The sequence below is a fragment of the Pleionea sp. CnH1-48 genome (genome assembly GCF_024124665.1).
GTDB lineage: Bacteria > Pseudomonadota > Gammaproteobacteria > Enterobacterales > Kangiellaceae > JAMXSB01.
Window position 1 is genome coordinate 43736 of sequence record NZ_JAMXSB010000016.1, and the last position, 24263, is coordinate 67998.

General features: G+C 44.1%; 23 protein-coding genes and 2 tRNA genes. 16 read left to right on the plus strand and 9 right to left on the minus strand.

Features of this window, described 5'->3' with window-relative positions; genetic code table 11:
* The first annotated feature begins 18 nt into the window (after positions 1-18).
* From NH399_RS21465 to NH399_RS21490, 6 genes are all read left to right on the plus strand, one after another.
* Complete coding sequence (locus NH399_RS21465) at positions 19-459, plus strand: GNAT family N-acetyltransferase (RefSeq protein ID WP_253043258.1); 441 nt, start codon at positions 19-21, stop codon at positions 457-459.
* A 379-nt stretch (positions 460-838) separates the two neighbouring features.
* Positions 839-2470, plus strand: a complete 1632-nt coding sequence (locus NH399_RS21470; protein WP_253043259.1) for an AMP-binding protein — start codon at positions 839-841, stop codon at positions 2468-2470.
* Positions 2467-3357, plus strand: coding sequence for an alpha/beta fold hydrolase (locus tag NH399_RS21475; RefSeq protein WP_253043260.1), 891 nt, complete (start codon positions 2467-2469; stop codon positions 3355-3357). The genes NH399_RS21470 and NH399_RS21475 overlap by 4 nt, the downstream gene beginning before the upstream one ends.
* Positions 3357-3803, plus strand: coding sequence for an arsenic resistance N-acetyltransferase ArsN2 (gene arsN2 / locus NH399_RS21480; protein WP_253043261.1), 447 nt, complete (start codon positions 3357-3359; stop codon positions 3801-3803). Before NH399_RS21475 ends, arsN2 begins: the two co-directional genes overlap by 1 nt.
* 3 nt (positions 3804-3806) lie before the next feature.
* Positions 3807-4688: an EamA family transporter gene (locus NH399_RS21485; protein ID WP_253043262.1), complete on the plus strand. Its 882-nt coding sequence runs from the start codon at positions 3807-3809 to the stop codon at positions 4686-4688.
* A 201-nt stretch (positions 4689-4889) separates the two neighbouring features.
* Positions 4890-6935, plus strand: coding sequence for a S9 family peptidase (locus NH399_RS21490; protein ID WP_253043263.1), 2046 nt, complete (start codon positions 4890-4892; stop codon positions 6933-6935).
* 53 nt (positions 6936-6988) lie between these two features.
* Here the strand turns inward: NH399_RS21490 and NH399_RS21495 are convergent, their stop codons facing one another.
* From NH399_RS21495 to NH399_RS21535, 9 genes are all read right to left on the minus strand, one after another.
* A complete protein-coding gene (locus NH399_RS21495; RefSeq protein WP_253043264.1) occupies positions 6989-7417 on the minus strand; it encodes a SufE family protein in 429 nt (142 codons plus the stop codon).
* 61 nt (positions 7418-7478) lie between these two features.
* Positions 7479-8012: a putative Fe-S cluster assembly protein SufT gene (gene sufT, locus NH399_RS21500; protein WP_253043265.1), complete on the minus strand. Its 534-nt coding sequence runs from the start codon at positions 8010-8012 to the stop codon at positions 7479-7481.
* Positions 8013-8029: 17 nt separating this feature from the next.
* Positions 8030-8377 (minus strand): iron-sulfur cluster assembly accessory protein, encoded by a 348-nt coding sequence (locus tag NH399_RS21505; protein ID WP_253043266.1) that lies wholly within the window; start codon positions 8375-8377, stop codon positions 8030-8032.
* Between the two features lie 20 nt (positions 8378-8397).
* Positions 8398-9645 carry an aminotransferase class V-fold PLP-dependent enzyme gene (locus NH399_RS21510; protein ID WP_256489755.1) on the minus strand — a complete coding sequence of 416 codons (1248 nt, stop codon included), beginning with the start codon at positions 9643-9645 and terminating at the stop codon, positions 8398-8400.
* A complete protein-coding gene (gene sufD / locus NH399_RS21515) occupies positions 9642-10967 on the minus strand; it encodes a Fe-S cluster assembly protein SufD (protein ID WP_253043267.1) in 1326 nt (441 codons plus the stop codon). Before sufD ends, NH399_RS21510 begins: the two co-directional genes overlap by 4 nt.
* Before the next feature lie 2 nt (positions 10968-10969).
* Positions 10970-11719, minus strand: coding sequence for a Fe-S cluster assembly ATPase SufC (gene sufC, locus NH399_RS21520; protein ID WP_253043268.1), 750 nt, complete (start codon positions 11717-11719; stop codon positions 10970-10972).
* Positions 11720-11743: 24 nt separating this feature from the next.
* On the minus strand, positions 11744-13180 hold the full coding sequence (gene sufB / locus NH399_RS21525; RefSeq protein WP_253043269.1) for a Fe-S cluster assembly protein SufB: 1437 nt from the start codon (positions 13178-13180) through the stop codon (positions 11744-11746).
* 228 nt (positions 13181-13408) lie between these two features.
* Positions 13409-13906: an Rrf2 family transcriptional regulator gene (locus NH399_RS21530; protein ID WP_253043270.1), complete on the minus strand. Its 498-nt coding sequence runs from the start codon at positions 13904-13906 to the stop codon at positions 13409-13411.
* Between the two features lie 138 nt (positions 13907-14044).
* Positions 14045-14818 carry an inositol monophosphatase family protein gene (locus tag NH399_RS21535; protein ID WP_253043271.1) on the minus strand — a complete coding sequence of 258 codons (774 nt, stop codon included), beginning with the start codon at positions 14816-14818 and terminating at the stop codon, positions 14045-14047.
* A 200-nt stretch (positions 14819-15018) separates the two neighbouring features.
* On the opposite strand from NH399_RS21535, the gene NH399_RS21540 reads away from it, so the two are divergent.
* From NH399_RS21540 to cysI, 10 genes are all read left to right on the plus strand, one after another.
* Positions 15019-15804: an RNA methyltransferase gene (locus NH399_RS21540; RefSeq protein WP_253043272.1), complete on the plus strand. Its 786-nt coding sequence runs from the start codon at positions 15019-15021 to the stop codon at positions 15802-15804.
* A 97-nt stretch (positions 15805-15901) separates the two neighbouring features.
* Positions 15902-16726 carry a serine O-acetyltransferase gene (gene cysE, locus NH399_RS21545; RefSeq protein ID WP_253043273.1) on the plus strand — a complete coding sequence of 275 codons (825 nt, stop codon included), beginning with the start codon at positions 15902-15904 and terminating at the stop codon, positions 16724-16726.
* A gap of 125 nt (positions 16727-16851) precedes the next feature.
* A complete protein-coding gene (locus tag NH399_RS21550) occupies positions 16852-18000 on the plus strand; it encodes an IscS subfamily cysteine desulfurase (protein WP_253043274.1) in 1149 nt (382 codons plus the stop codon).
* A gap of 180 nt (positions 18001-18180) precedes the next feature.
* Positions 18181-18256 (plus strand) — tRNA-Lys (locus NH399_RS21555).
* Positions 18257-18325: 69 nt separating this feature from the next.
* Positions 18326-18401 (plus strand) — tRNA-Lys (locus NH399_RS21560).
* A 553-nt stretch (positions 18402-18954) separates the two neighbouring features.
* Positions 18955-19350, plus strand: coding sequence for a hypothetical protein (locus tag NH399_RS21565; protein ID WP_253043275.1), 396 nt, complete (start codon positions 18955-18957; stop codon positions 19348-19350).
* 96 nt (positions 19351-19446) lie between these two features.
* Complete coding sequence (locus tag NH399_RS21570) at positions 19447-20238, plus strand: sulfite exporter TauE/SafE family protein (protein ID WP_253043276.1); 792 nt, start codon at positions 19447-19449, stop codon at positions 20236-20238.
* A gap of 68 nt (positions 20239-20306) precedes the next feature.
* Positions 20307-20534 carry a hypothetical protein gene (locus NH399_RS21575; protein WP_253043277.1) on the plus strand — a complete coding sequence of 76 codons (228 nt, stop codon included), beginning with the start codon at positions 20307-20309 and terminating at the stop codon, positions 20532-20534.
* A 149-nt stretch (positions 20535-20683) separates the two neighbouring features.
* Entirely contained in the window at positions 20684-22513 is a 1830-nt protein-coding gene (locus NH399_RS21580; RefSeq protein WP_253043278.1) for an assimilatory sulfite reductase (NADPH) flavoprotein subunit, read from the plus strand.
* On the plus strand, positions 22513-24258 hold the full coding sequence (gene cysI, locus NH399_RS21585) for an assimilatory sulfite reductase (NADPH) hemoprotein subunit (RefSeq protein ID WP_253043279.1): 1746 nt from the start codon (positions 22513-22515) through the stop codon (positions 24256-24258). The genes NH399_RS21580 and cysI overlap by 1 nt, the downstream gene beginning before the upstream one ends.
* Positions 24259-24263 lie beyond the last annotated feature (5 nt).

Sequence of the window (24263 nt, forward strand, 5' to 3'; positions counted from 1 at the left end):
AAGCGGAGTAAATTATTTTTGATCAGTTATCAACAAATCACCATTGAACAAGTTTTGCCATTACGACAAAAAATATTGCGGCCTCACCAGAGTGTGGAGGAGTGTCGTTATGATTGTGACCATTTTGAACAAGTCTGCCATTGGGGCGCTTTAGATCATAATAAAGTCATTGCGATAGCGACTATTTTTCCTGAGCGGCATACCGATATCGCAGCAAATAATCCCTGGCGGTTGAGAGGGATGGCTTGTGATGAAAATTATCAAGGACAGGGCATCGGCGGTATTATATTAGAACGTTGCCTGGAACATATCCGTCAACAAGATGGTGATTTATTGTGGTGCAATGGAAGGACACCGGCATTTAATTTTTATAAACGTTTTGGTTTTACTACCTTTGGTGATGAATTTACTATTGAAGGTATTGGCCCTCATTATATTATGATGAAACCTCTAAGTTAGAGTCTGTTAACTTCTCAATGAGAGGTTAATGTGTTCTAGAGTCTTTCGTTTAAGGTAGGTGGTTTGTTAGGATGACAACTTACCTTAGGGTTTGTTGATTTTTCGTTGACCGCCTCTGTTGTGTCTAAAATGGCATTAATTGTGGCACTGGTCTGGTGACACCTAATAAACGATGAGCAACATACCCTATACCCAAAGTATTTCAAGGTGCAGGTAGGCGGCCAGCAAGCGAATCCCCTGAGCTTAGACACACTAAGTGATTAGGGTGAGCGCGCGCAGCCAACACCGCTGCACCTTGAAAGACGACGGTATAAATCAAGATCTGTGTCGTACTTGAATTCCTCAACATCATCTCGATAAATAAAAAAAGAGAGATATCATGGCACTGAAAACTCCGATCCAACGTTTCAATGAGTGGCAGAAAAAAGATCCAGAAAAAGTTTTTTTGCGACAACCAATAGGCAACGAATGGCGACTATGGAGTCGCGCTGAAGCTTGGCAGCAAGCAGCGTCTATTGCTCACTATTTAAAAAAATTTCCTGCGCACTCAAAAATTGGAATTTATTCACTTAATTGTGCCGAGTGGTTTATTTTAGATATGGCCATTATGATGGCTGGTCATATCTCTGTGCCTATTTACCCAACGGCAGGACGCTCAACCATTGAAAAGGTTGTTAAGCACAGTGAGATGAAGCTCGTTTTTGCTGGGAAGTTATACGATTGGGAAGGTTTGCAGGGGCTTTTTGATAATCTTGAGGTGATTTCTTTTTTTAAGGATAAATCCGGTTTCGAATCAATCACAGATTTATTAGAGCGAACGTCATCAATAAAAGAGCCTGTAGATCCTTTGCCAGATGATATAGCAACCATTATTTATACCAGTGGAACAACGGGTGATCCCAAGGGCGTTATGTTGTCTTATGAGGCGATATCCAATGCCATTGATACGGTTGGTAAAAGTGTCGGTTTTACCGAAGATGATCGACTGTTTTCGTATTTGCCTCTTGCTCATATTGCAGAACGATTTGCCGTAGAGTTAGCCTCTATCTATTTTGGTGCTTGTGTCAGTTTTGTTGAGTCTCTGGATTCATTCGCTAACAACTTACGTTCAGTACAACCTACCATGATGTTTGGTGTGCCGCGTATTTGGGTTAAGCTAAAGTCGGGTGTAGAGAGCAAACTTGGCGGACAGGCCATGACTCAAAGATTAATAAGTTTGCCAATCGTTGGTGGATGGCTTAAGAGAAAGCTGGCTAAACTGATGGGATTTGGCCATGCTCGTGTTTTATTGTCGGGAGGTGCTTCCATCGCCCCAGATGTAATTAAGTGGTACGAGCAACTAGGCATTGAACTGAATGAAGTTTATGGTATGACTGAGACTTGTGGTTTATCCCACATGAACTTAAAAGGACAAAGAAAAGTAGGGACGGTGGGGCGTTGTTTTCCTGGCTCTGAATGCAAACTTAGTGAGTCTGGAGAAGTGTTGTTAAGAAATAACAGTCTCATGTTGGGCTATTACAAAGAGCCTGCTCTGACGGATAAAGTGATTCAGGATGGTTGGTATCATACTGGAGACTTAGGGCATATTGATGATGAAGGATTTTTGAAGATCTCGGGACGAGTGAAAGAAACGTTCAAAACATCAAAGGGTAAGTTTGTTTCTCCTGTAACTATCGAAAACATTTTAAGTAATTTGTTACCTGTTGAGCATGTTTGCGTATTAGGTCAGGGATTGCCTCAGCCCGTTGCATTGGGCGTGGTGTTGGAAGCATCAACTCCTGATGAACGAAAAAGTATTGAGCAGCAATGTGAGGCAGCCATCGCGCAAACTAACCAGCAGTTGGAGGCTCATGAACGATTAACTCATATTTATTTAGTGGGAGAAGATTGGAGCCCAGAAAATGGTATGATGACACCAACGTTGAAATTACGCCGACAATCGATCGCTGAGAAGTACCAGCCTTTGTTGTCTAAAGATAATTCGAAACCTGTTTGTTGGGAGGTTGCATGAGCCTATTAGAAGACTGGAAGAAACAAGGAGACTTTAAAGAGGTCAATGGCCATCGAGTGTTTTATATTGATACAGGATCACCGAAGCCTATCTTATGCATTCTGCATGGATTTCCTACTTCCAGCCTTGATTACGTAAAAGCGTTAGAGCTTTTATCGGCTCATTTTCGAGTGGTAGTTCATGATCATTTGGGATTTGGTTTTTCTGATAAGCCTGCGGATTATTCTTATTCTCTTATCGAACAAGCTGAAGTGGCAATGTTGTTGTGGCGCCAATTAGGTATCGATAGCTGTTATGTTCTGGCCCATGATTATGGTACTAGCCTTGCCACAGAATTGATGCACCGGGATTGCGAAGGATGGCTGAATATGGATATTAAAGGCTACTTGCTTTCTAATGGCAGTATGCACATAGAGCTGGCTCAGTTGCGTCCGATTCAAAAACTTTTACGCAGTAAAACCTTTGGCCCATTGGTTGCCAAACTGTTAGGGTTTGGATCTTTTCGACGTAACATTAAAGCCATTTTTACTGATGAGTCAAAAATATCAGAATCACAGTTAGAGGCTCACTGGCAACAGATGATTGAGCAAGACGGACGCCAACGTTTGCCAATGATATCCCGTTATTCTCTGGAGCGTTGGACGTTTTGGCATCGATGGATTGGTGCGCTCCAGCGGATACAAAAACCGATTGATATCATCTGGGCCGACAGCGATCCTATTGCGGTTGCGGCTATCGCAGAAACCTTGCACAGTGAAACGTCTAATTCAACGTTAAAGTGGATTGAGTCCTGTGGGCATTTTCCGATGATTGAGAAGCCCGAAGATTGGTCGGATGCTGTGATACAATCGCTGTCTGTTCGAGAAGAAATGGCGAAATCGGCATAATGCAATTCTTAAACAACTATCGGGTACAGCCTGCTACAAAAGAGGCTCTCTCTTCGGTGATTGCTTTACTGCAAGAGTGCAAGTTACCGACTGCTGATATTAATGCCGATAATGTTGGTATGTTTACGACGGTCTCTCTCGACCATATTGTGGCTGTTGCTGCACTGGAGCCAGTTGGCGATTATGCGCTGTTTCGTTCTTTGGCAGTTCATCCTGAGCATCGGGGGCAGAGTATTGCTCAACAGCTATTGGCGCATATTGAGCAACAGGCAAAGAAAGCATCCCTTAGCCAGTTATTTCTACTAACTTACGATGCCGACTCATGGTTTTTGCAGCAGGGGTGGCATCGGATTGAGCGGTCATCCGCTCCTGAATCGATTCAACAGACGGCTCAGTTTTCGGGTTTATGTTCTGCAAAAGCGATCGCTATGACCAAGGAGTTGTAATTTGTGAATAAACCGCGTGCCTTGTTAACGGCTGTTGTCGCTGTGTTTATGATGGCCTTTGTGCCAGTGATCGTAAAAGTTATTCAAGCTAATGAAGCAACTATTGGTATGGTTCGTTTGCTCATTGCTGCGGCAGGTGTTTCTTTGTGGCTGGTGATGCGCAAACATTCATTACGTATGTCTCGTCGCGAGTGGCTCTGCCTGATTTTACTGGGCTTAGTGTTTGCTGTTCACTGGTTCACCTATTTTAAAAGTATTAAGTTATCGACGCCTTCTATCGCTGCGATTGGTGTGGCAACTTATGGCATTCACCTTACTTTCTTGAGTCGTATCTTTTTAAAGCAGGCCTCTAACTGGTTTGATTGGGTCGCTGTTATGGTGGCGTTTTATGGAGTGTATCTGGTTGTCCCCGAATTTGAATGGGAGTCTGATCAAGTACAAGGACTGTTGGTAGGGGTTGTGAGTGGTTTCCTCTATGCCTGCTTGCCTATTATTCATCAAAAGTCAGCTCATATCCCCAACAGCATTCGAGCATGGGGGCAATTTGCTTTTGCTCTGGCTGCATTTTGTTTGTTGTTGCCCTGGTCTCAATGGCAACTCAATACGACCGACTGGAGTGGGTTAGTGTTTATGGGGATCGTATCAACTCTGGCTGCACACAGTTTGTGGGTCAAGGCGACAACAGAGTTGCCCGGTATTACGACCAGTATGATTTACTATCTCTATGTTCCGATTACTATGGTTTACAGTTTTGTTTGGACATCGGAGTCCATATCAATGCAGATGCTATTAGGAGCGACTTTGATTATCGGGGCGAATGTTGCTGGATTGGGGTTGCGTTGGTTACAAAGTCGCCGAAAATCCACAACCGTTAAGGTTTCGTGATTATCTGGTCCGATGATAATTGGGATTATGGACACCATTAGGCGAAGCCCTGCATTTTTATTGATATAAACGGTATAATCGGGCGCAGTGCCAGGGGCCCAAAGTGCTAATGGTTAAATATTGTGTTATTGGATTTATCGAGCCAGATTTTTCATCTGCTCAGACAAAAATGAATATCTCAAAAACAATTAAGGAAGTGCTATGAAGTTTTTCCACTTATTTTTTGTAGCTATGTTGGCCGTTTCGTTGCCAGCTGTGGGGGCAAAAAAGCGCGCTATGTCGTTAGAAGACACGGTGCGAGTTCATCAGGTTGGCGGTGCTCACGCATCACCGAATGGCCAGTACATTGCTTATACCAAGTCGATTCCTCGAACTCTGTATAAAGATGACGACGGCAGTCACTATGTTGAATTGCATTTATTAGATGCTAACAACAAATCACGCCCATTTATTACAGGTGATGTACGTGTAGGTAATGTGCAATGGTCTGCTGATAGCAAGCACATCTATTACACAGCGAAGCGTAACAAAGATAAGTTCAGTGCAATTTATCGTATTCCGGTAGACGGCGGCGAGTCGCAGAAAGTTGTTGATCACAAAAATAACATTAGCAGTTTTACCATTAACCACGATGGTAGCGTTTTGGTGTTTCGCGCTAAAGAAGCGAAAGACAAAGATGCTAAAAAGTTGAAGAAGAAAGGCTTTAAAGCTGAAGTTTACGAAGAAAGCGCTAAGTTCACTCATGCTTACAAAGTGCAGTTGAAAAAGGATGATAAAAAGCCAGAAAAAATGGCGATTAAAGCGAATATTTTATCGGCTGTATTCCATCCTAGCAAAAACAACCTGTTAATGCGTGTTGCACCAACACCATTAATTGATGACAACTACATGAGTTCTCAATATCAAGTGTTCAACTTGAAAGGTAAAAAACTCGTAGCTATTCCTTCGGAAGGTAAGTTGGGCGCTGCCAGCTGGTCAACAGATGGTAAGCACATTGGTTATATTGGCGCAGAAGACAAACACGATCCTTCTTCGGGCCGTTTATTTGTAGCCAACGCATCTTCTGGTAAAACCAAAGAGTTATTAAAAGATTACATGGGCCATGTGCGTGGTATTCAGTGGTTATCGGCTAACGAACTGGCTTATATCGGCCATGTGGGTACCGAAAGCGAAATGGGTGTTGTTAACATTAAAAGTGGTGACGTAACCGTTGGTATTGAAGCCGGTAAAGGCATTTTGCATAGCTTCGATGCAGATACCAAAGGTCAGCGCATTGCTGCTGTTGTTAGTCGACCAAACCATCCTAGAGAAGTCTACGTTGCATCACGCAAAGATATGAAGCGCGTAACAGAGACGAATACTTGGTTAAAAGACATTAAAATGCCTAAGCAAGAGACGGTTAAGTTTAAGTCTCGTGACGGTTTAGAGCTAGAAGGCGTATTGGTTTATCCTTACGGCTACAAGAAAAGCAAACGTTATCCTTTAGTGATGATGGTTCACGGTGGACCAGAAGCACACATCAGCAACGGTTGGAATGAGCGCTATAGCCAGCCAACTAAGCACATGGCTGCTAATGGTTATGCGATATTGTTACCTAATTATCGCGGTAGCACAGGTCGTGGTGTTAAGTTCTCTAAATTAGGTCAGGCGGATTATGCTGGCGGCGAATTTAATGACCTGGTTGATGCCAAAGAGCATTTAGTAAAAATGGGATTGGTTGATAATAAGCGCGTTGGTATTACTGGTGGCTCTTATGGTGGTTATGCTTCTGCATGGGCGGCTACTGCATTAACAGAACATTTTGCAGCCAGTGTTATGTTTGTTGGTATCTCTGATCAGCTTTCTAAGTTTGGTACAACCGACATTCCGAAAGAAATGTACAACGTACATGCTCGTAATTATCCTTGGGATAAATGGCAGTGGATGTTAGAGCGTAGCCCAATTTATCATGCCGATAAAGCCAAAACACCTATCTTGATTATGCATGGTAAAAACGACACTCGTGTACACCCAAGCCAGTCTATGGAAATGTATCGCTACTTGAAAACTCATGGCAAAGTACCTGTCCGTTTAGTTTTCTATCCTGGTGAAGGTCATGGTAACCGTAAAGCGGGTGCTCAGCTTGACTACAGCATGCGTTTGTTACGTTGGATGGAATTCTATCTGAAAGGCAAAAAGAAGAAGGGCATGGCAATGCCTGATTACGAAATTGATCACGCTAAGCGTCTCAATGAGAAAAAATCGTAATATAAAAAAGCCGCTCAATTGAGCGGCTTTTTCTTAACTGATATTTTTTATATTTAGCTTTTCGTTGCTTCCGCAATGGCTCGAATTTTTTGTACCATCGCACGTAACCCGTTACCACGAGTTGGGCTTAGATGTTTGAGCAAATCAATTTGCGCAAAAAAGCTTTCGATATCAAAACTTAAAATATCTTGAGCTGATTTATTGTTATAAGCACTCATTACAATCGCCAGTAGTCCACGTACTATATGAGCGTCACTGTCGACTTCAAACGTTAACACCTCATCTGACGGAATTGGCTCTAACCACACCTGACTTTGGCAACCACGTACCAGACGATCATCGGTTTTTAGTTCGTCACTCATGGCGGGCAGTTCTTTGCCCAGATCAATAATGTAACGGTAGCGATCTTCCCAGCTATCAAAAAAGCCTAGGTTATCCAACACCTCTTCACTGGATATTGTTGTTCCGAAAGGATTTGTCATAGGGATTCCTGAAAACTTTGGATTAAAATATGGATTATTTAAAGTGATGTCGAAACAGGGACTAGAAGAATAAGCCTGTTTCGAGCTTGGCTTCGTCAGACATCATGTCTCGCGACCAAGGTGGATCAAAGACCAGTTCTACTTTTACAGCCTCAACGTTAGGCACCTTATTCACGCGATATTCGACATCGGTGATTAATACTGGGCCCATACCACAGCCTGGTGCGGTGAGAGTCATATCTATGGTGACTGCTTTTGTGTCTTGATCCACAGCCACTTTATAGACTAAACCTAAGTCACAGATATTAACGGGGATCTCGGGGTCATAAATGGTTTTTAGTGCTTCCCAAACTTGCTCTTCGTGGATACTGCCATCAGGGCAGGGCGCAAAGTCTAACTCGGCTGCCTTCATGCCAATAGCATCTGCATCTGAGCCATCAATGCGGGCCAGATTTCCGTTAACTGCGACAGTGTAGTTGCCGCCGAGAGCTTGGGTAATGGTGATAAAACTGTCTTTGGGAATCGTTATTTGTGTTCCAGCTGGTACCAGGCGAGCAGGGCAGTCGCGCAGCGTCACGACCATTTGTCGTTCCATTCGTTTTCTACCTCGCCTTAAATGACAAAACTTTCGCCGCAGCCACACATGGCTTTGGCATTGGGATTATTAAATTGAACAATGCTGTTAACGCCTTCGGTGGCGTAATCAATTTCGGTACCCATTAGCAGCGTTAAAGCGTCTTGTGCGACAAAGAGTGTTAGCCCATCGAACTCAAACGTTTTGTCACTGTCTTCGGCTTGATTAACAAAATCAAGTTCGTACATATAACCTGAGCAGCCGCTTTCTTTAACCCACAAACGAACGGCACTGGCGTCGTTTTTTTCTACCTGACGCTTAAAGTGGCGAACGGCTTTATCGGTCATCGATAAATCTTCGCCAGGAGTAAATGTTTCTACCGTCATAACAACCTCTTATCCAGACCTTAGCACAAAAACATTTTGGCTTTGTTTAGGGCTTCGAATAATCGTGCGATATCTTCCTCATTATTATAGAAAGAGAAGGATGCACGAATGGTTCCGGGGATTTTAAACTGTTCCATAATCGGCATGGCACAATGATGCCCTGTTCGAACCGCAATGCCTTGCTGATCGAGAAGGGTCCCAACATCATGGGGGTGAGTGCCATCCATAAGAAAGCTCATCACGCCAGTTTTATGCGCTGCCGTACCAACCCGTCGAATGCCATCAAATGCATCTGCCAATGCTTCTGCTTTGTGCAGCAATGCATCTTCATAAGCTAATAATTGGGGCCGATCATACTGATTCAAGTAGTCGATAGCTGCTCCCATGCCAATAGCACCAGCAATGTTAGGAGTGCCTGCCTCAAACTTATAAGGGAGCTGGTTGTAAGTGGTTTTTTCAAAACTGACCACTTCGATCATTTCGCCACCACCTTGATAGGGTGGCATTGTTTCTAACAGGGCTTCTTTACCATAAAGAACACCAATGCCTGTTGGTGCAAACATCTTATGGCCAGAAAACGCATAGAAATCACAATCCAGCTCTTGCACGTCGATCGTTAAATGCGGTGCGGCTTGAGCACCGTCTACAACCACTTTAGCGCCAACGGCATGGGCTTGACGAACAATTTCTTTAATTGGGTTGATGCTGCCTAAAGCATTGGATACGTGCCCAACAGAAATAAGCTGTGTTTTTTCGTTGAGCAGAGAGGCAAAAGCAGCCATATCCAGTTCGCCCGTTTCCAACACTGGAATAACACGTAAGCTTGCGCCTGTTTGCTCACACACCATTTGCCAAGGGACGATATTGGAGTGATGTTCCATCGCAGAAACGAGCACTTCGTCGCCAGCTTTTAGCTGACTTCTGGCGTAGGTTTGGGCAACCAGATTAATACTGTCTGTGGTGCCTTTGGTCCAGATAATTTGTTCAGCTTTAGGTGCATTAATAAATTGCTGCACTTTACGACGAGCATTCTCAAAGTCGGCTGTTGCTCTGTCACTCAAGGCGTGTGCGCCACGGTGAACATTGGAATTATCCAGTTGATAATAGCGAGCAACGGCATCAATGACTTGCTGAGGCTTTTGCGTCGTCGCGGCATTGTCCAGATACACCAGTGGATGCCCGTTAACCTGTTGATGCAGGATTGCGAAGTCTTTGCGTATCAGAGCAAAATTAATATCTGTGTTGGATGAGGCTAACGCTTCACTCATAGATCACATTCCGCTAAGTGTTGTTGGTTGCCAAACAATTCGGCAATGACTGGACGCAGATAAGCACCAATGGCTTCATGTTTCACGCCATCGATCAATTCGTTAATAAAGCCAAAGCTCAACATTCTTTCGGCTTCTTCACGAGAAATTCCGCGCGATAACAAATAAAACAGTGCATTGTTATCCATCTGGCTTACGGTCGCGCCGTGAGCACAGCGAACGTCGTCGGCATAAATTTCAAGTTCTGGCTTAGTATTGATTTCTGCTTTATTAGATAACAACAGATTTTTGTTGCTTAGCTCTGCCAGTGTCTTTTGTGCTTGTGGATGAATATGAATACGGCCATTAAAAACAGCTTTACTGTTGTCATCCATAATACCGCGGAAAACTTCACTGGTTGTGCAATGAGGAACCGCGTGTTCCATGTTGGTATGGTAATCAACATGTTGACGATTTTTCGTTAAGTAAACACCGTTCACGTCACTGTGTGCGCCAGAACCTTGATAGTTAACTTCAATATCAATGCGTTTAATTTTTCCACCCAAAGCAAGATGGAAGCTGTTCAACTGAGCATCGCGTTGCAAGTTGGCATGCATGGCACCTAAGTGAATCATTTGCTCGTCTTCAAGATGAAGGCGGTAGTGATGCAGGTGAGCATTATTGCCCAGTTCGATTTCAGTTAACTGATTAAACAAACTGTTACCATTGCTTTCAACCGAGGCAAAGTGTTCTATTACAGCTGCCTGAGCATTATCTTCTACAACAAAAAGGTGGCGTGATTGAGCCGTCGCTGCCTGAGTTTGGCTTGAAGCATAATGAACGACATGAATAGGGGATGCCGTTTGACCTTTAGCTACATGGATGAGCAACCCATCATGGGTCAGGCTGCCATTTAAATGCGTGAAAATATTGCTGCTATTGCCTGAAGCTTTGCCTAGATAGTTTTGAATCAAGGCTTGTTGCTTTTCGTTCGCTTCACTGAAAAGACAAACACTGGCATTAGAGTCGATATCTAGTTGTGAGCGAGTTGCATCGAATACACCGTCAACAAACACTAACGTTTGCGCGTTCAGATTTTCAATCGCATAAGCTGATTCATCGATGGTTGATGAGGCTTGACTTGGCTGATTGAAGTTGGCTTGTTGTAACGCGTTGAGGCTGGTGTATTTCCAGTTTTCTGTCTTGCGAGTCGGCCACTGATTTTGACTAAAGCGAGTCTGTTGTTGAAGACGAAAATCTGCCAACCATTGAGTTTTGCTTTGTGACTCATGTGAAGACACAAAGGTTGTCGCTTGATCAATAAAGTTCATTGTTTCTGACATTGTCAGGCAACCTCTCCCTCGATCCAGCCGTAGCCTTTCTCTTCTAATTCTAGTGCTAATTCTTTGCCGCCAGATTTGACAATTTTGCCATCCGCTAACACGTGAACGTAATCTGGAACGATGAAATCCAGTAGACGTTGGTAATGAGTCACAACGACAAATGAACGATCAGGACTACGTAATGAGTTAACCCCTTGAGCAACAACCTGGAGTGCATCAATATCCAAACCAGAATCGGTTTCGTCGAGGATGCACATCTTTGGCTCTAGCATCATCATTTGCATAATTTCATTACGCTTTTTTTCGCCGCCAGAGAAACCTTCGTTAACACCGCGCTTTAAGAAGTTTTGATCCAGATTAACGGCTTTGCATTTTTCGCGCGCCAGTTTCATAAAGGACACGGAATCAATTTCTTCTTCGCCACGATATTTGCGGATTGCATCCATTGAGGCTTTTAAGAATTCCAGGTTACTGACGCCTGGAATTTCTACAGGATATTGGAAAGCTAAAAACAGTCCTTCACCTGCGCGTTCTTCGGGTTCAAGCTCAAGGATTTCTTTGCCTGATAAAAAGGCTTTGCCCTGAGTAACTTCGTAGCCGTCGCGGCCAGATAAAACGTTACCTAAGGTACTTTTTCCTGCACCGTTAGGACCCATAATTGCGTGTACCTCACCGGGTTTAACTTCAATGTTTAAACCTTTTAAGATGGCTTTGTCATCGACATTGGCATGCAAGTTTTCAATCGTTAACATCTACTTTTTTTCTCCGGTAAGATACTAGCCAACAGAACCTTCAAGACTCACTTCGAGCAGTTTGCCTGCTTCGACAGCGAATTCCATTGGTAACTCTTTAAAGACTTCTTTACAGAACCCATTCACAATCATAGAGACAGCCTTTTCTGGCTCGATTCCACGTTGCTGACATAAAAATAATTGGTCGTCACTGACTTTGGAGGTTGTCGCTTCATGCTCGACAACAGCAGCCGGGTGTTTGCTTTCGATATAAGGGAAAGTATGAGCACCACACTGATCACCAATAAGTAGTGAATCACATTGAGTATAATTACGTGCGTTTTCCGCACCTGGATTCATACGAACCAGACCACGGTAGGCATTTTGGCTTTTACCTGCCGAAATACCTTTAGAAATAATGGTTGAGCGGGTGTTTTTGCCCAGATGAATCATCTTGGTGCCAGTATCTGCCTGCTGATAATTATTCGTTAATGCAACAGAATAGAATTCACCAATACTGTTATCACCTTTTAACACAACAGAAGGGTATTTCCAGGTGATGGCAGAACCTGTCTCAACTTGAGTCCAGGATATTTTTGCATTCTGATGACAAATACCGCGCTTGGTTACAAAGTTGTAAATACCACCTTTACCTTCTGCATCGCCCGGATACCAGTTTTGCACTGTTGAGTATTTGATTTCAGCATCTTTCATTGCAACCAGTTCGACAACCGCCGCGTGCAATTGGTTTTCGTCACGCATGGGTGCAGTACAGCCCTCAAGGTAGCTAACATAACTACCTTCGTCAGCAACAATCAATGTACGTTCGAACTGGCCCGTTTTGGCTTCGTTGATACGGAAATAGGTCGACAGCTCCATAGGGCAACGCACGCCTTTTGGAATGTAAACAAAGGAACCGTCACTGAATACTGCGCAGTTAAGTGCGGCATAGAAGTTGTCTTTTTGTGGAACAACTGAACCCAGATACTTTTTGATCAGATCTGGGTACTTATGAACGGCTTCTGAAATAGGGCAGAAAATAACGCCAGCTTCTTCTAACTTGTCACGAAAAGTTGTGGCTACAGATACCGAGTCAAAGACTGCGTCTACTGCAACACCTGCAAGAATCGCTTGTTCATGCAGAGGAATACCTAACTTCTCATAAGTTTTGAGCAGCTCGGGATCGACTTCGTCCAAGCTCTTAGGCTTGTCTTCCATACTCTTTGGAGCCGAGTAGTAAGATACCTTATCAAATTCGACTTTGGGATATTTTAAGTGAGCCCATTCAGGCTCTTGCATCTCTTTCCAGACTGCAAAAGCTTTTAGGCGCCATTCCAACAGCCATTCGGGCTCGCCTTTCTTTGCCGAAATCGTACGAATAACGTCTTCGTTTAAGCCGGGTGGGATGGTGTCGGTTTCTACGTCTGTTACAAAGCCTGCTTTGTAATCAGACTCAATTCTTTCATTTATTACGTCGGTCATTACTCACTCTGCTCCTGATCGGCTGAGTTGGTTATTTAGCCTGATCGTCGGCTACAACTTAAGCCAGAGTAATTGGCTTCAATGAAGATAGAGTTAAGGAGGGGATTATATCAGAAATTATGTGTGGACCACCAAAAATAAAAACGCACCCGGTTAACGAGTGCGTATTTATTGAACAGTTCTTCCATTGTGGCAGGATTTACTGCAACAATGTGCTTTAACGTAGCGTTATAAAGCGTAGCAAGAAGACTGCGTTAGCGGCTCTGACGTAGGCACGTTTGTTGCCGAGTCGTGGATGCCGTCTGCGTCAATGACTACCAAAGAACTCTGCTTTTGCAGAACGCTATGAAGGCTGATACCGCTTAAGAATGTATGAATTTGGCTGCTTAACTCACACCAAAGATCGTCTGCCAGGCAGTTGCTCAATTCATCGCTATCGATAGAACGAGGCTTTTTAACATCGCCAGAGTCACCGTTAACAGCATCTACAATGCTTGCAATGCTGATATCGCTTGCTTCGTGGTTAAGCTGATATCCACCACCTGGACCACGTACACTGCGAACCAAATCATTGCGTCTTAACTTGGCGAATAACTGCTCAAGGTAAGACAATGATATTTCTTGACGACCCGAAATATCATTCAATGTTACCGGGGAGTGTTTTCCATGAATGGCTAAATCCAGCATTGCTGTGACTGCGTAGCGCCCTTTCGTTGTGAGTCTCATAAATATTCCTACTCCAGATATATGACCTTAGTACCTCTTTGTGGGTAAGAGTATTTAGTATCCAAATTCATCCGTCAAGTAATAATCGTTTTTCGGTATTATTATTGCTTTTCAGGGTATAAATTCAGCCTAAAGGGGTCATTTTATTACTTTAAGTATGGCTTTATACACCTTCGGGTTCGCCGCTAACAATGATTCGCCATGCTTTACGGTGGGGTTCCCTGCCAAGTCACCCACAATACCACCTGCTTCTGAAACCAGTAAAGCCCCAGCAGCATAATCCCACTCTTTAAGACCAAATTCCCAGAAGCCATCATGACGACCTGCTGCGACATAAGCCAGATCTAATGAGGCACAGCCTGCGCGGCGCATATCGCCACACTCTTTATATAGAGCTTCAAACTTGCTTAAGTAGTCAGATAGTTTATCCATATCGCGGTAAGGAAAACCTGTTGCGAGCAGAGATTGCTCCAGGCCTCGAGCTTGGCTTACACGAATACGCTTGTCATTAAGTTGTGCACCGCTTCCACGGCTAGCTGTAAATAACTCTTCTCGGATGGGGTCGTAGACAACGCCTACTTCGATTCTACCTTTAACACGGCAAGCGATAGATACGGCAAAGTGGGGGACACCACGGACAAAGTTGGTTGTGCCATCAAGAGGATCGATGATCCAGACATGGTCAGAATCGCCTTGCTCACCACTTTCTTCGGCAAGAAAAGCATGGTCGGGGTAAGACTTACGAATGGTCTCAATGATTTTTTGTTCTGCTTTATAGTCAACTTCGGTAACGAAGTCATTGCGCCCTTTGATATCGGCTTTTTTGAGTAAATCGAGATTCGCTGTTGCGCGCATAATTGTATCGCCAGCTGCACGCGCAGCGCGCACGGCTATATTTTGCAATGCCTGCATTGAGAGACCACCTTGTAAGAAGAACGAAACCTGATTGATCGTGCCAACCAGATTGGGAATAGGGTTAAGGCGCGCATATTACCAAAAATTCCCTTTTTGAGAAACGCTATATTGTACAAAAAGTGAACTTTTCATAAGTTTTTTACGCCATAGATGGGTTTTATATAGGGAGATAGCTTTTCTGTCATTCCTGACCCTTTATGCAATCTGTTAGAATGGCGCCCATCATTGATGGCCTATTGGTAGTTTTATCTATGTTAAACAACGTTCAGTTTGTGATGTCGCACCCTACGCATCCGGGAAATATCGGTGCTGCTGCTCGTGCAATGAAGAATATGGGGTTATCACAACTAAGCCTGATCAATCCTAAACAGTTTCCTTGTGCAGAAGCCACGCAAAGAGCTTCGGGAGCACAGGATATCTTGGCAAATGCTGGAGTTTACGACTCGCTGGATCAAGCGATTGCAGGCAGTCGGCTGGTGGTTGGTACCAGTGCACGCAGTCGTACCTTACCCTGGCCAATGTTAGAACCCAGAGAACTGGCAGAAAAAATCGCTCAAGAACCTTCAACCCATCCTGTTGCCATCTTGTTTGGTACTGAGAACTCGGGACTGACGAACAGCGAGTTGCAACTGTGTCACTACCATGTAGCTATTCCGGCAAACCCTAATTATTCATCGCTTAACATTGCGTCTGCCATGCAGCTAATAGCTTACGAATTGAGAATGGCGGCACTGAAGTTTGAGCACCTTGAGACTGCATCAGAAGCCGAAGTGGATCCGGGCGAATTACCAGCAACCGCTGAGCAGATGGATCAGATGATTAAACATTTTGAGCAGGTATTGGAGTCGACTGGATACCTTGATCCCGTCAAACCCAAAATGTTGGAACTTCGATTACGTCGCCTGTTTGGAAAAGCTCAGGTGACCGACAGCGAATTTAGAATGTTGCGTGGTATCTTGGCTTCGATAAAAAAATTCGAATGATATAGCAATCCACGTTAGTGGCTTAATTGGCTTGCTAAAAAATTAAATCCCTTCGGGCAAAACAGATACAGATGCTCATCAGACATAGGAATCTGATATGTTTAAACGAATAAAAGAAGACATAAACAGTGTGTTTGAAAGAGACCCCGCCGCACGTCATTGGTTTGAGGTCTTGACTTGTTATCCAGGCATGCACGCCATCTGGATTTACCGTTTAAGTAATAAGCTCTGGAAATATAATTTTAAATGGTTAGCACGATTTATTGGCATGTTAGGGCGTTGGGTGAGTGGGGTTGAAATTCATCCTGGTGCTACGATTGGCAGGCGTTTCTTTATTGATCATGCGACGGGCATAGTCATTGGCGAAACCGCCATTATTGGTGATGATTGTACGCTATACCATGGTGTGACATTAGGTGGCACGACCTGGAATCCGGGTAAGCGTCATCCAACTCTTGAAGACGATGTGGTTATTGGTGCAGGTGCCAAGGTTCTGGGGCCGATAACCGTTAAACGCGGTGCGCGCGTGGGTTCTAATGCGGTGGTCATTAAAGATGTACCCGCAGGAGCTACAGTAATTGGTATTCCTGGACATGTAGTACGCGATCAGGCGGGCAAAAACCCACAACATCGAAAGCGCATAGAGCAACTGATTGGCTTTGAGGCTTATGGCGAAAGCGCCACCACTTATGATCCCGTTGCTCAGGTTATTTCTAGCATGTTGCAACATTCTAGAGCTGTTGATTTGCAGTTAAAGCGTTGTCGAGAAGCATTAGAAGCGCAGGGCATTGATGTGGAGAATATCTCTCTGCCTGGCATTGAGATGGCAGACTTTTTGGAAGAGTATGAACTCGATCCAGCCTATGCTAGTGATGCAGAGTCTGAATCTACCAAGGCTGAAGAGTCAACATCGTCGTCTTAGAGGCTTAGCCCTGGAGATTTGTAGAACACCCTGAGTGGTCATTAAGAGAAAGTATTCTTACACTTTATATAGGTAGAGTGTCACTCGTTTTGAGTGGCAGGCAAGATAGTAGAAAGTATTAAATCATGAAAACACCGATTTACTTTGATTTCGCTGCAACGACTCCTGTTGATCCTCGAGTTGCAGAAAAGATGATGCAGTTCTTAACGCTGGATGGGCAATTTGGCAACCCAGCTTCGCGCTCGCATCGGTTCGGCTGGCAAGCTGAAGAAGCCGTCGATATTGCTCGAAATCAGGTTGCTCAGTTGGTTAAGGCCGATCCGCGCGAAATTGTTTGGACGTCTGGAGCAACCGAGTCTGATAATTTGGCGATAAAAGGCGTTGCTGAGGCTTTTAAAGAGAAAGGCAATCATATTATTACCATGACCACTGAACATAAAGCGGTGGTTGATACTTGCATTTACCTGGAGCAAAAGGGCTGGCAAGTTACCTGGCTAACACCGGATGCTAATGGATTAGTGGATATGGAAGCTCTCGCTCAGGCCATTACTGACAAGACGGTATTGGTGAGCATTATGCAGGTGAATAACGAAACGGGTGTTGTGCAGAACATTGAAGCCATTGGCGAACTCTGTCGACAACATAAGGTTCTATTTCATGTGGATGCCGCTCAGGCAGCAGGCAAGTTGTCGATCGATTTATCTCAGCTCCCTGTGGATTTGATGTCGTTTTCGGCCCATAAAATTTATGGACCAAAAGGCATAGGGGCACTTTATGTTCGCCGTAGCCCAGATGTCTCGTTGGAGGCTCTCATTCACGGTGGCGGTCATGAGCGGGGAATGCGTTCAGGCACTTTGGCTACTCATCAGATTGTAGGCATGGGTGAGGCCTTTGCTTATGCTGATGCAGAGCTGGAACAAGAAGCAGAACGCATTCAGTCATTAAAGTTAAAATTGTGGCAAGGCCTCAAGGATATTACAGGTGTTTCTCTGAACAGTTCCCTTGATGGAGCGCCAGGTATTTTGAATGTGAGTTTTGCTGGCGTAGATGGTGAAACCTTGTTGATGTCACTGCATCAACTGGCTGTATCCTCAGGCTCTGCTTGTAATTCCGCCAGTGTTGAGCCTTCTTATGTTCTTAAAGCGATGGGGTTGTCTGACGAGCTAGCATTGACCGCTATTCGTTTTAGTGTGGGTCGTTTTACCACAGAGCAAGAAATTGACTATGCTATAGAGCAGGTGAGCGAAATCGTACCTCGTTTACAGGCCTTATAAATGGAGCTTTTTTGCTCCATTTTGTAGAGTTTTGAACGACAATTGTCCACTCGATAAAAATAAGGGCATATTTTAAAAAAAAGTATTGCATTATTTTTGTATATCAGGATAATACGCACCTCATCAGGCAGGGCACTGCTTGAAGCGCTGAGATAACAGCGAAATCAAACACTTACCAGCGGGTTGTTAGCTCAGTCGGTAGAGCAGTTGACTTTTAATCAATTGGTCGCAGGTTCGAATCCTGCACAACCCACCATTATTCAAGGCTGTCTGTTGGGCCTTGTTCGATGTTGATACTTTCGACATCCAAAATCAACAGAGCGTTGGGTTGTTAGCTCAGTCGGTAGAGCAGTTGACTTTTAATCAATTGGTCGCAGGTTCGAATCCTGCACAACCCACCATTATTTTTAAAAACCGCAGCATCAACTGCGGTTTTTTTTCGCTTGTAATTTAACCCTGCCTTCTCTCTATTTTTCTTATTATCCTCATTTTCGAGTACCCATTGGGTAATGAATGATGCGTTTTGTTGTATCCATAAAATATGAAGGAAGAGATCGTGAATCTGGAAATTCAAGAATCTCTTTTATTTGATAAGTCACAGAGTGGTATTTGAAGGGTAATATGAAACTGTATTTTAGTTTTGTTAGTTATATGCGGTTTCGGTTGCCGCAACAAGACAGAGTAAGATTGAACTAAATTATTGAATAAATGTAAAAAAGTATCGGCAAACTGGTTGAAAACAAAAACGGGATTTGATTTAATAAATTCAACGACAGGGAGTCACCAAAACAAAATAAGGAAAATACGTAATGAAAAACTTATGTTTTGCTGCCCTGACCCATTCCCTTTTTAATAGCTGCTTTTATAGCCAGTTTTCTATTCTTAGTCGCCGTCTTTAGACGTTCTTCGTTCACTTACACCTATTGCTTTTCGTGATATCAGCGGGGATCTGTTGTGGCTAAACGATTAATAATTACTGATGAAAATATTCTGGATGCTCGAACTTGGCTTATTAATAAATTAGGCAAAGAGGGCTTCAATTTTAAAATTGATATTGAGCGGTTGAAGGATTGCGAGTATGTGGATTCGCTGGTGGTAAACCAATTGACTCCACGGGAAACTAATCTGCTTTCTAGAGCGATTTCGGCGGCGAAAGCCAGGCGACAAAAAAAATCACCAGGAACTCAGATGGCATCGGTACAATTGCCGAGAGATTTGGTAGAAGAATGGGTGACGGTAGCCGAACTCGTTGGTGTTCCTAAGTCAGAGATTTTGCGCCGGGCAATTGCTTCTTTCTTACAAGGTTTTCAGTCCGAGCAAATGGCCAATCCTTCTGATGTGTGTCGGTAATATGATGATTATTGAGCACTGACTTTGCCATAAGCGGCAGGCTGTTGGCATAATAAGAGCACTTAAAATTAATAATAATTGCCAGCAGGACCGGGTATGCTTTCTTTTGTGATGGTGGGCTGTGCCGCTTTGCTCACCGCCATTTTGACCATGTTTTCTGGATTTGGGCTCGGTACCTTGCTGATGCCCGTGTTTGCGCTTTTCTTCCCTTTGCCTGTGGCTGTGGCTTCGACGGCTTTGGTTCATGGCGCTAATAATTTATTCAAAGTGTCTTTGATGCACCGTGATGCGGATAAGGCCGTCGTGTTACGTTTTGGCTTAACAGCTGTCGCGGCTGCCTGGTGCGGTGCCTGGATATTATCGCAATTGGCCCATTGGACGTTGGATATTCGTTGGCAATGGTTTGCCGTTGATTTTGTTACGACGCCTTTGAATATTACTTTAGGGCTACTGATATTAGCCTTTACCGCCATCGATCATTGGCCGACATTAAAGAAGAAGCAATTGGCGCCTCGTTGGCTACCGGTTGGGGGAATTATTTCTGGCTTCTTTGGTGGCCTGTCGGGCCATCAAGGCGCATTTCGTTCTATGTTTTTGTTGTCTTATGGTTTAACACCTAAAACATTTGTCGCGACTCAGGCCGTGTTAGCGACTATGGTTGATACAACGCGTTTGCTGGTTTATGGAACTCTGTTACTCACTGTCGATGCAACGGATTCTATCGGGGCAATAGATTGGCCTCATATATTGGTTGCAACGGTTTGTGCTTTTATCGGAACCTTAACGGCGCGCAAATATCTCGAAAAAATTAAAATTGCTTTTGTGCGTCGTCTAACGACTTTCATGCTTGTATTAGTCGCGGTAGGGCTGATTCTGGGGATTTTATAGGCTTGCTTGAGCTAAGGGCTGCGATCACTGTAGAATGCACGACCGCCAATGATCAGGATAATAATGTAATGGGACATATTGATTTGTTAATGAAATCCATCGATTTTCTTATCGACGATGGAAAGTACAGCGAAGACGATATTCGTCACTTATTTGCTCTTGCTTTAGAAGATGGTGTGATTTCTGAAGATGAAAAGCGCATCTTAAAAGGCGTTTTTGAAACGGCAATGATGCATGGCATTGATACTTCTACTCACGCATTGATAACTGAGCTGTCAAAAAAATATAATATTTAGTGCTTCTAACTTATTGATCTTAATGGTTATAGGGATTGGCCATTAAGGATATAAGTATCAGTTATACCCTCATTTCTATCGCTTAGTTCAATGACATTTCTGCCTTGTCTATGCTGGACGCCACTATTGATAAATAAAGGCGTTTTGGCATGCTGGCCAACATACTACAAGAATTCGCAAGCCCCCTGACTAAAGAGCAGGTCGACAAGATTCAGGCGGCGGTTGGCGACTTGAGCTTAGAGCAAGTTAATTGGCTGAGTGGTTATTTGGCTGGGATTTCTGCGGGTGCGGGTGCTCAGACCTTGCAAGCCGCTACTAATTCAGATGTGCAGACCCTCTCAGCGCAAAAGCCATCGTTAAGTGTCGAGTCCACTACTATTTTATATGCCTCGCAAACAGGCAACGCTCGAGCTCTGGCAGAAGAACTGTATGAGCAGTTAAAGCCACAGGGTTCTCATATTCGATTAGCGGATATGGCTGATTACAACGCCCGCCAGCTCAAGAACGAGCAACAGGTGTTTGTTATCGTATCGACTCACGGCGAGGGTGAGCCACCAGATGATGCCTTACCTTTGCATGAGTTTTTGTTTGGTAAAAAAGCGCCTGATTTGTCCCATGTTAAATTCGCAGTATTGGCCTTAGGCGACTCCAGTTACGAGTTCTTCTGTAAAACAGGTCAAGATTTTGATGAACGTTTCAGTGAGCTGGGTGCACAGCGACTTTTCGAGCGTGTGGATTGTGATGTTGACTATCGTTCACAAGCCAAAGCTTGGTCAGGGCAGGTGGTTGAGCAAGTGAGTAGTGCGGCTGCCACTGCTTCTGCGTCAGAAGAAACCAAGCCGCAACTTAGCGTTGTCGAAACGGTGTCTCGCTACAGTAAATTCACTCCTTTTTCTGCTGAGTTATTAGTGAGCCAGCCCCTTACTGGTCGTGGCAGTTCAAAAACAACCGCTCATGTTGAAATCTCTCTTGAAGACTCAGGTTTGAGTTATGCACCAGGTGATTCGCTAGGAGTTTGGCCCGAGAATCACTCTTCTCTGGTCGAACAGGTGTTAGCGGTCGTTGGACTTAATGGAGAACAAGAAGTCACGGTTGAAGAGCAAACTAAGCGATTAAAAGAAGCATTGGTTGTTGATTATGAGCTAACACAAATTAGTCCTGCGTTGGTTCAGTTTGTTGCCGAAAAAAGTGGTGATGGTTCCTTGCAGGCAATTGTGCAAGAAAGAAGTGAACTCAATGCCTTTATTAAAAACCATCAAGTGATTGAGTTGCTCCAAAAGTATCCATTGAGCTGGTCAGTAGAAGAGCTTCTAGGACAGCTGCGTAGAATCACACCGCGTTTATATTCTATCGCGTCGAGTCAAGAAGCGGTTGATGATGAGGTTCACTTAACCGTTGGCCTGGTGGATGATGTGCGTGATGAACAACACTACTATGGCGCAGCGAGCCGATTTTTGGTGGAAGCCGAAGAAGACCAAAAGGTTCGAGTGTTTGTTGAAAAAAACAAACACTTTAAACTGCCAGACAATGGCGACACCGACATTATTATGATTGGAGCGGGCACCGGTATTGCTCCTTATCGAGGCTTTATGCAACAGCGTGAGTCAGTCGATACTCAAGGGCGTAACTGGTTGTTCTTTGGTAATCCTCATTTTCAAACCGATTTCCTGTATCAGCTAGAGTGGCAACAATGGTTAAAGTCAGGATTATTAAGTCGTATCGATTTGGCGTTCTCTCGCGATCAAGCTCACAAAGTTTATGTACAGCATAAAATCAAAGAGCAGGGCCAAGAGCTATTCCAATGGCTAGAGCAAGGCGCTCACCTTTATATCTGTGGTGATAAAGACAACATGGCAAAAGCGGTTGAGTCGAGCCTGCTTGATGTGATCAGCGAGTACTCCGGCAAAGATTCTGCTTATGCCGAAGACTATTTACAACAACTGCGCCAGAGCGCTCGTTATCAGAAGGATGTTTACTAATGTCTGATACAAAAACGTTTTCGTTAACAAAAGAACAAGTTCAATCGCTTAATCCTGTAGAAGGCATTAAAGATAAAAGCCAACATTTACGTGGCAGCATTGCACAGAGTTTGGCAAACCCCGTTACTGGTGCCGTTGCTGCTGATGATACGCAATTGATTAAGTTTCATGGTATTTACCAGCAAGATGATCGTGATTTGCGTAATGAGCGTCGCAAACAAAAGTTGGAGCCTGCCTATAGTTTTATGCTGCGCGCGCGCGTACCGGGGGGTATCTGTTCTCCTGCACAATGGTTAGCCATGGACCGTATTGCTAATGAGTTTGGTAATGATACGTTACGTCTCACTACCCGCCAGGCATTTCAACTACATGGCATTATCAAAAATAATTTGCGTCCGACCATGCAGTCAATGAAGCAAGTCATGCTTGATTCAATTGCAGCCTGTGGTGACGTTAATCGTAATGTGATGTGTAATCCGAATCCGGTTGAGTCTAAAGTGCATAAAGAAGTTTATGACTGGGCGGCGCGCATTAGTGAGCATTTATTACCAAAAACTCAGGCTTATTACGAGATCTGGTTGAACGGCGACAAGGTTGATACCAATCAAGAAAAAGAACCGATTTATAGTAAGCACTATTTGCCGCGTAAGTTTAAGACGGTTGTGGCCATTCCGCCGTATAACGACGTCGATGTCTTTGCTCATGATTTGGGTTTTATCGCAATCATTCAAAACGGACGCCTGGCAGGGTTTAATGTCACTGTTGGCGGTGGAATGGGGATGTCTCATGGGGATACAGAGACTTATCCTCGAGCTGCAGACGTTATTGGATTTTGTTTTCCACAGCAAGTTTTGGCCGTTGCTGAGCAAGTGGTCAAAATTCAGCGAGACTTTGGTAATCGAGAAGTGCGCAAGCAGGCGCGATTTAAATATACCATCGCGACTCGTGGCATAGACTGGTTTAAACAGGAGCTTAATGATCGTCTAGGTTGGAAGTTGTTACCTAACCAACCTTATGAGTTTATTAGCAACAGTGATCGCTATGGTTGGATTAAAGGGTACGATGGTCGGTGGAATTTAAATCTCTATATTGAGAATGGTCGAATTGCTGATCATCCTGATTGGCCGCTGATGTCTGGGTTAAGAGAAGTTGCAAAAATTCACGATGGTGATTTTCGCATTACACCGAATCAGAATCTGATCATTGCTGGAATATCGGAGCAAAACAAAGCACAGGTAGAAGCTTTAGTAGAGCAGTACCGGTTAAATACAGGCGAAGAAGTTTCGAATATTCGACGTCATGGTATGGCGTGTGTTTCGTTACCTACCTGTACCTTAGCGATGGCAGAAAGTGAGCGTTATATGCCTACTTTCCTCGATAAGATGGAAAGTCTATTGCAGCAACATGGATTAGAATCACAACCTATCACGATTCGAATGACGGGATGTCCGAATGGTTGTGCCCGTCCTTATCTGGCTGAAATTGGATTGGTGGGTAAGGGGCCTGGAAAATACAATCTATTTTTGGGGGCTGGGCATCATGGTGAGCGTTTAGGCGTGGTGTATCGCGACAACATTGGCGAGCAGGAAATTTTGCGCGTGTTGGATCAGTTGTTTGCACAATATGTTGCTCAACGTGAAAGTGACGAAAAGTTTGGCGATTTTATTGTACGAAAAGGGATTGTATCGCCGACAGCAACGCCGCAAGACTTTCATTTTGAATTACAACATCAGGCAGCTGTTTAGCGAAT

What these genes read in the sequence shown, in the direction of transcription:
- NH399_RS21470 (WP_253043259.1), top strand. Translation starts at nt 839, where the DNA reads ATGGCACTGAAAACTCCGATCCAACGTTTCAATGAGTGGCAGAAAAAA.
- NH399_RS21475 (WP_253043260.1), top strand. Translation starts at nt 2,467, where the DNA reads ATGAGCCTATTAGAAGACTGGAAGAAACAAGGAGACTTTAAAGAGGTC.
- arsN2 (WP_253043261.1), top strand. Translation starts at nt 3,357, where the DNA reads ATGCAATTCTTAAACAACTATCGGGTACAGCCTGCTACAAAAGAGGCT.
- NH399_RS21490 (WP_253043263.1), top strand. Translation starts at nt 4,890, where the DNA reads ATGAAGTTTTTCCACTTATTTTTTGTAGCTATGTTGGCCGTTTCGTTG.
- NH399_RS21495 (WP_253043264.1), bottom strand. Translation starts at nt 7,417, where the DNA reads ATGACAAATCCTTTCGGAACAACAATATCCAGTGAAGAGGTGTTGGAT.
- sufT (WP_253043265.1), bottom strand. Translation starts at nt 8,012, where the DNA reads ATGGAACGACAAATGGTCGTGACGCTGCGCGACTGCCCTGCTCGCCTG.
- NH399_RS21505 (WP_253043266.1), bottom strand. Translation starts at nt 8,377, where the DNA reads ATGACGGTAGAAACATTTACTCCTGGCGAAGATTTATCGATGACCGAT.
- NH399_RS21510 (WP_256489755.1), bottom strand. Translation starts at nt 9,645, where the DNA reads ATGAGTGAAGCGTTAGCCTCATCCAACACAGATATTAATTTTGCTCTG.
- sufD (WP_253043267.1), bottom strand. Translation starts at nt 10,967, where the DNA reads ATGTCAGAAACAATGAACTTTATTGATCAAGCGACAACCTTTGTGTCT.
- sufC (WP_253043268.1), bottom strand. Translation starts at nt 11,719, where the DNA reads ATGTTAACGATTGAAAACTTGCATGCCAATGTCGATGACAAAGCCATC.
- sufB (WP_253043269.1), bottom strand. Translation starts at nt 13,180, where the DNA reads ATGACCGACGTAATAAATGAAAGAATTGAGTCTGATTACAAAGCAGGC.
- NH399_RS21530 (WP_253043270.1), bottom strand. Translation starts at nt 13,906, where the DNA reads ATGAGACTCACAACGAAAGGGCGCTACGCAGTCACAGCAATGCTGGAT.
- NH399_RS21535 (WP_253043271.1), bottom strand. Translation starts at nt 14,818, where the DNA reads ATGCAGGCATTGCAAAATATAGCCGTGCGCGCTGCGCGTGCAGCTGGC.
- NH399_RS21540 (WP_253043272.1), top strand. Translation starts at nt 15,019, where the DNA reads ATGCAATCTGTTAGAATGGCGCCCATCATTGATGGCCTATTGGTAGTT.
- cysE (WP_253043273.1), top strand. Translation starts at nt 15,902, where the DNA reads ATGTTTAAACGAATAAAAGAAGACATAAACAGTGTGTTTGAAAGAGAC.
- NH399_RS21550 (WP_253043274.1), top strand. Translation starts at nt 16,852, where the DNA reads ATGAAAACACCGATTTACTTTGATTTCGCTGCAACGACTCCTGTTGAT.
- NH399_RS21570 (WP_253043276.1), top strand. Translation starts at nt 19,447, where the DNA reads ATGCTTTCTTTTGTGATGGTGGGCTGTGCCGCTTTGCTCACCGCCATT.
- NH399_RS21575 (WP_253043277.1), top strand. Translation starts at nt 20,307, where the DNA reads ATGGGACATATTGATTTGTTAATGAAATCCATCGATTTTCTTATCGAC.
- NH399_RS21580 (WP_253043278.1), top strand. Translation starts at nt 20,684, where the DNA reads ATGCTGGCCAACATACTACAAGAATTCGCAAGCCCCCTGACTAAAGAG.
- cysI (WP_253043279.1), top strand. Translation starts at nt 22,513, where the DNA reads ATGTCTGATACAAAAACGTTTTCGTTAACAAAAGAACAAGTTCAATCG.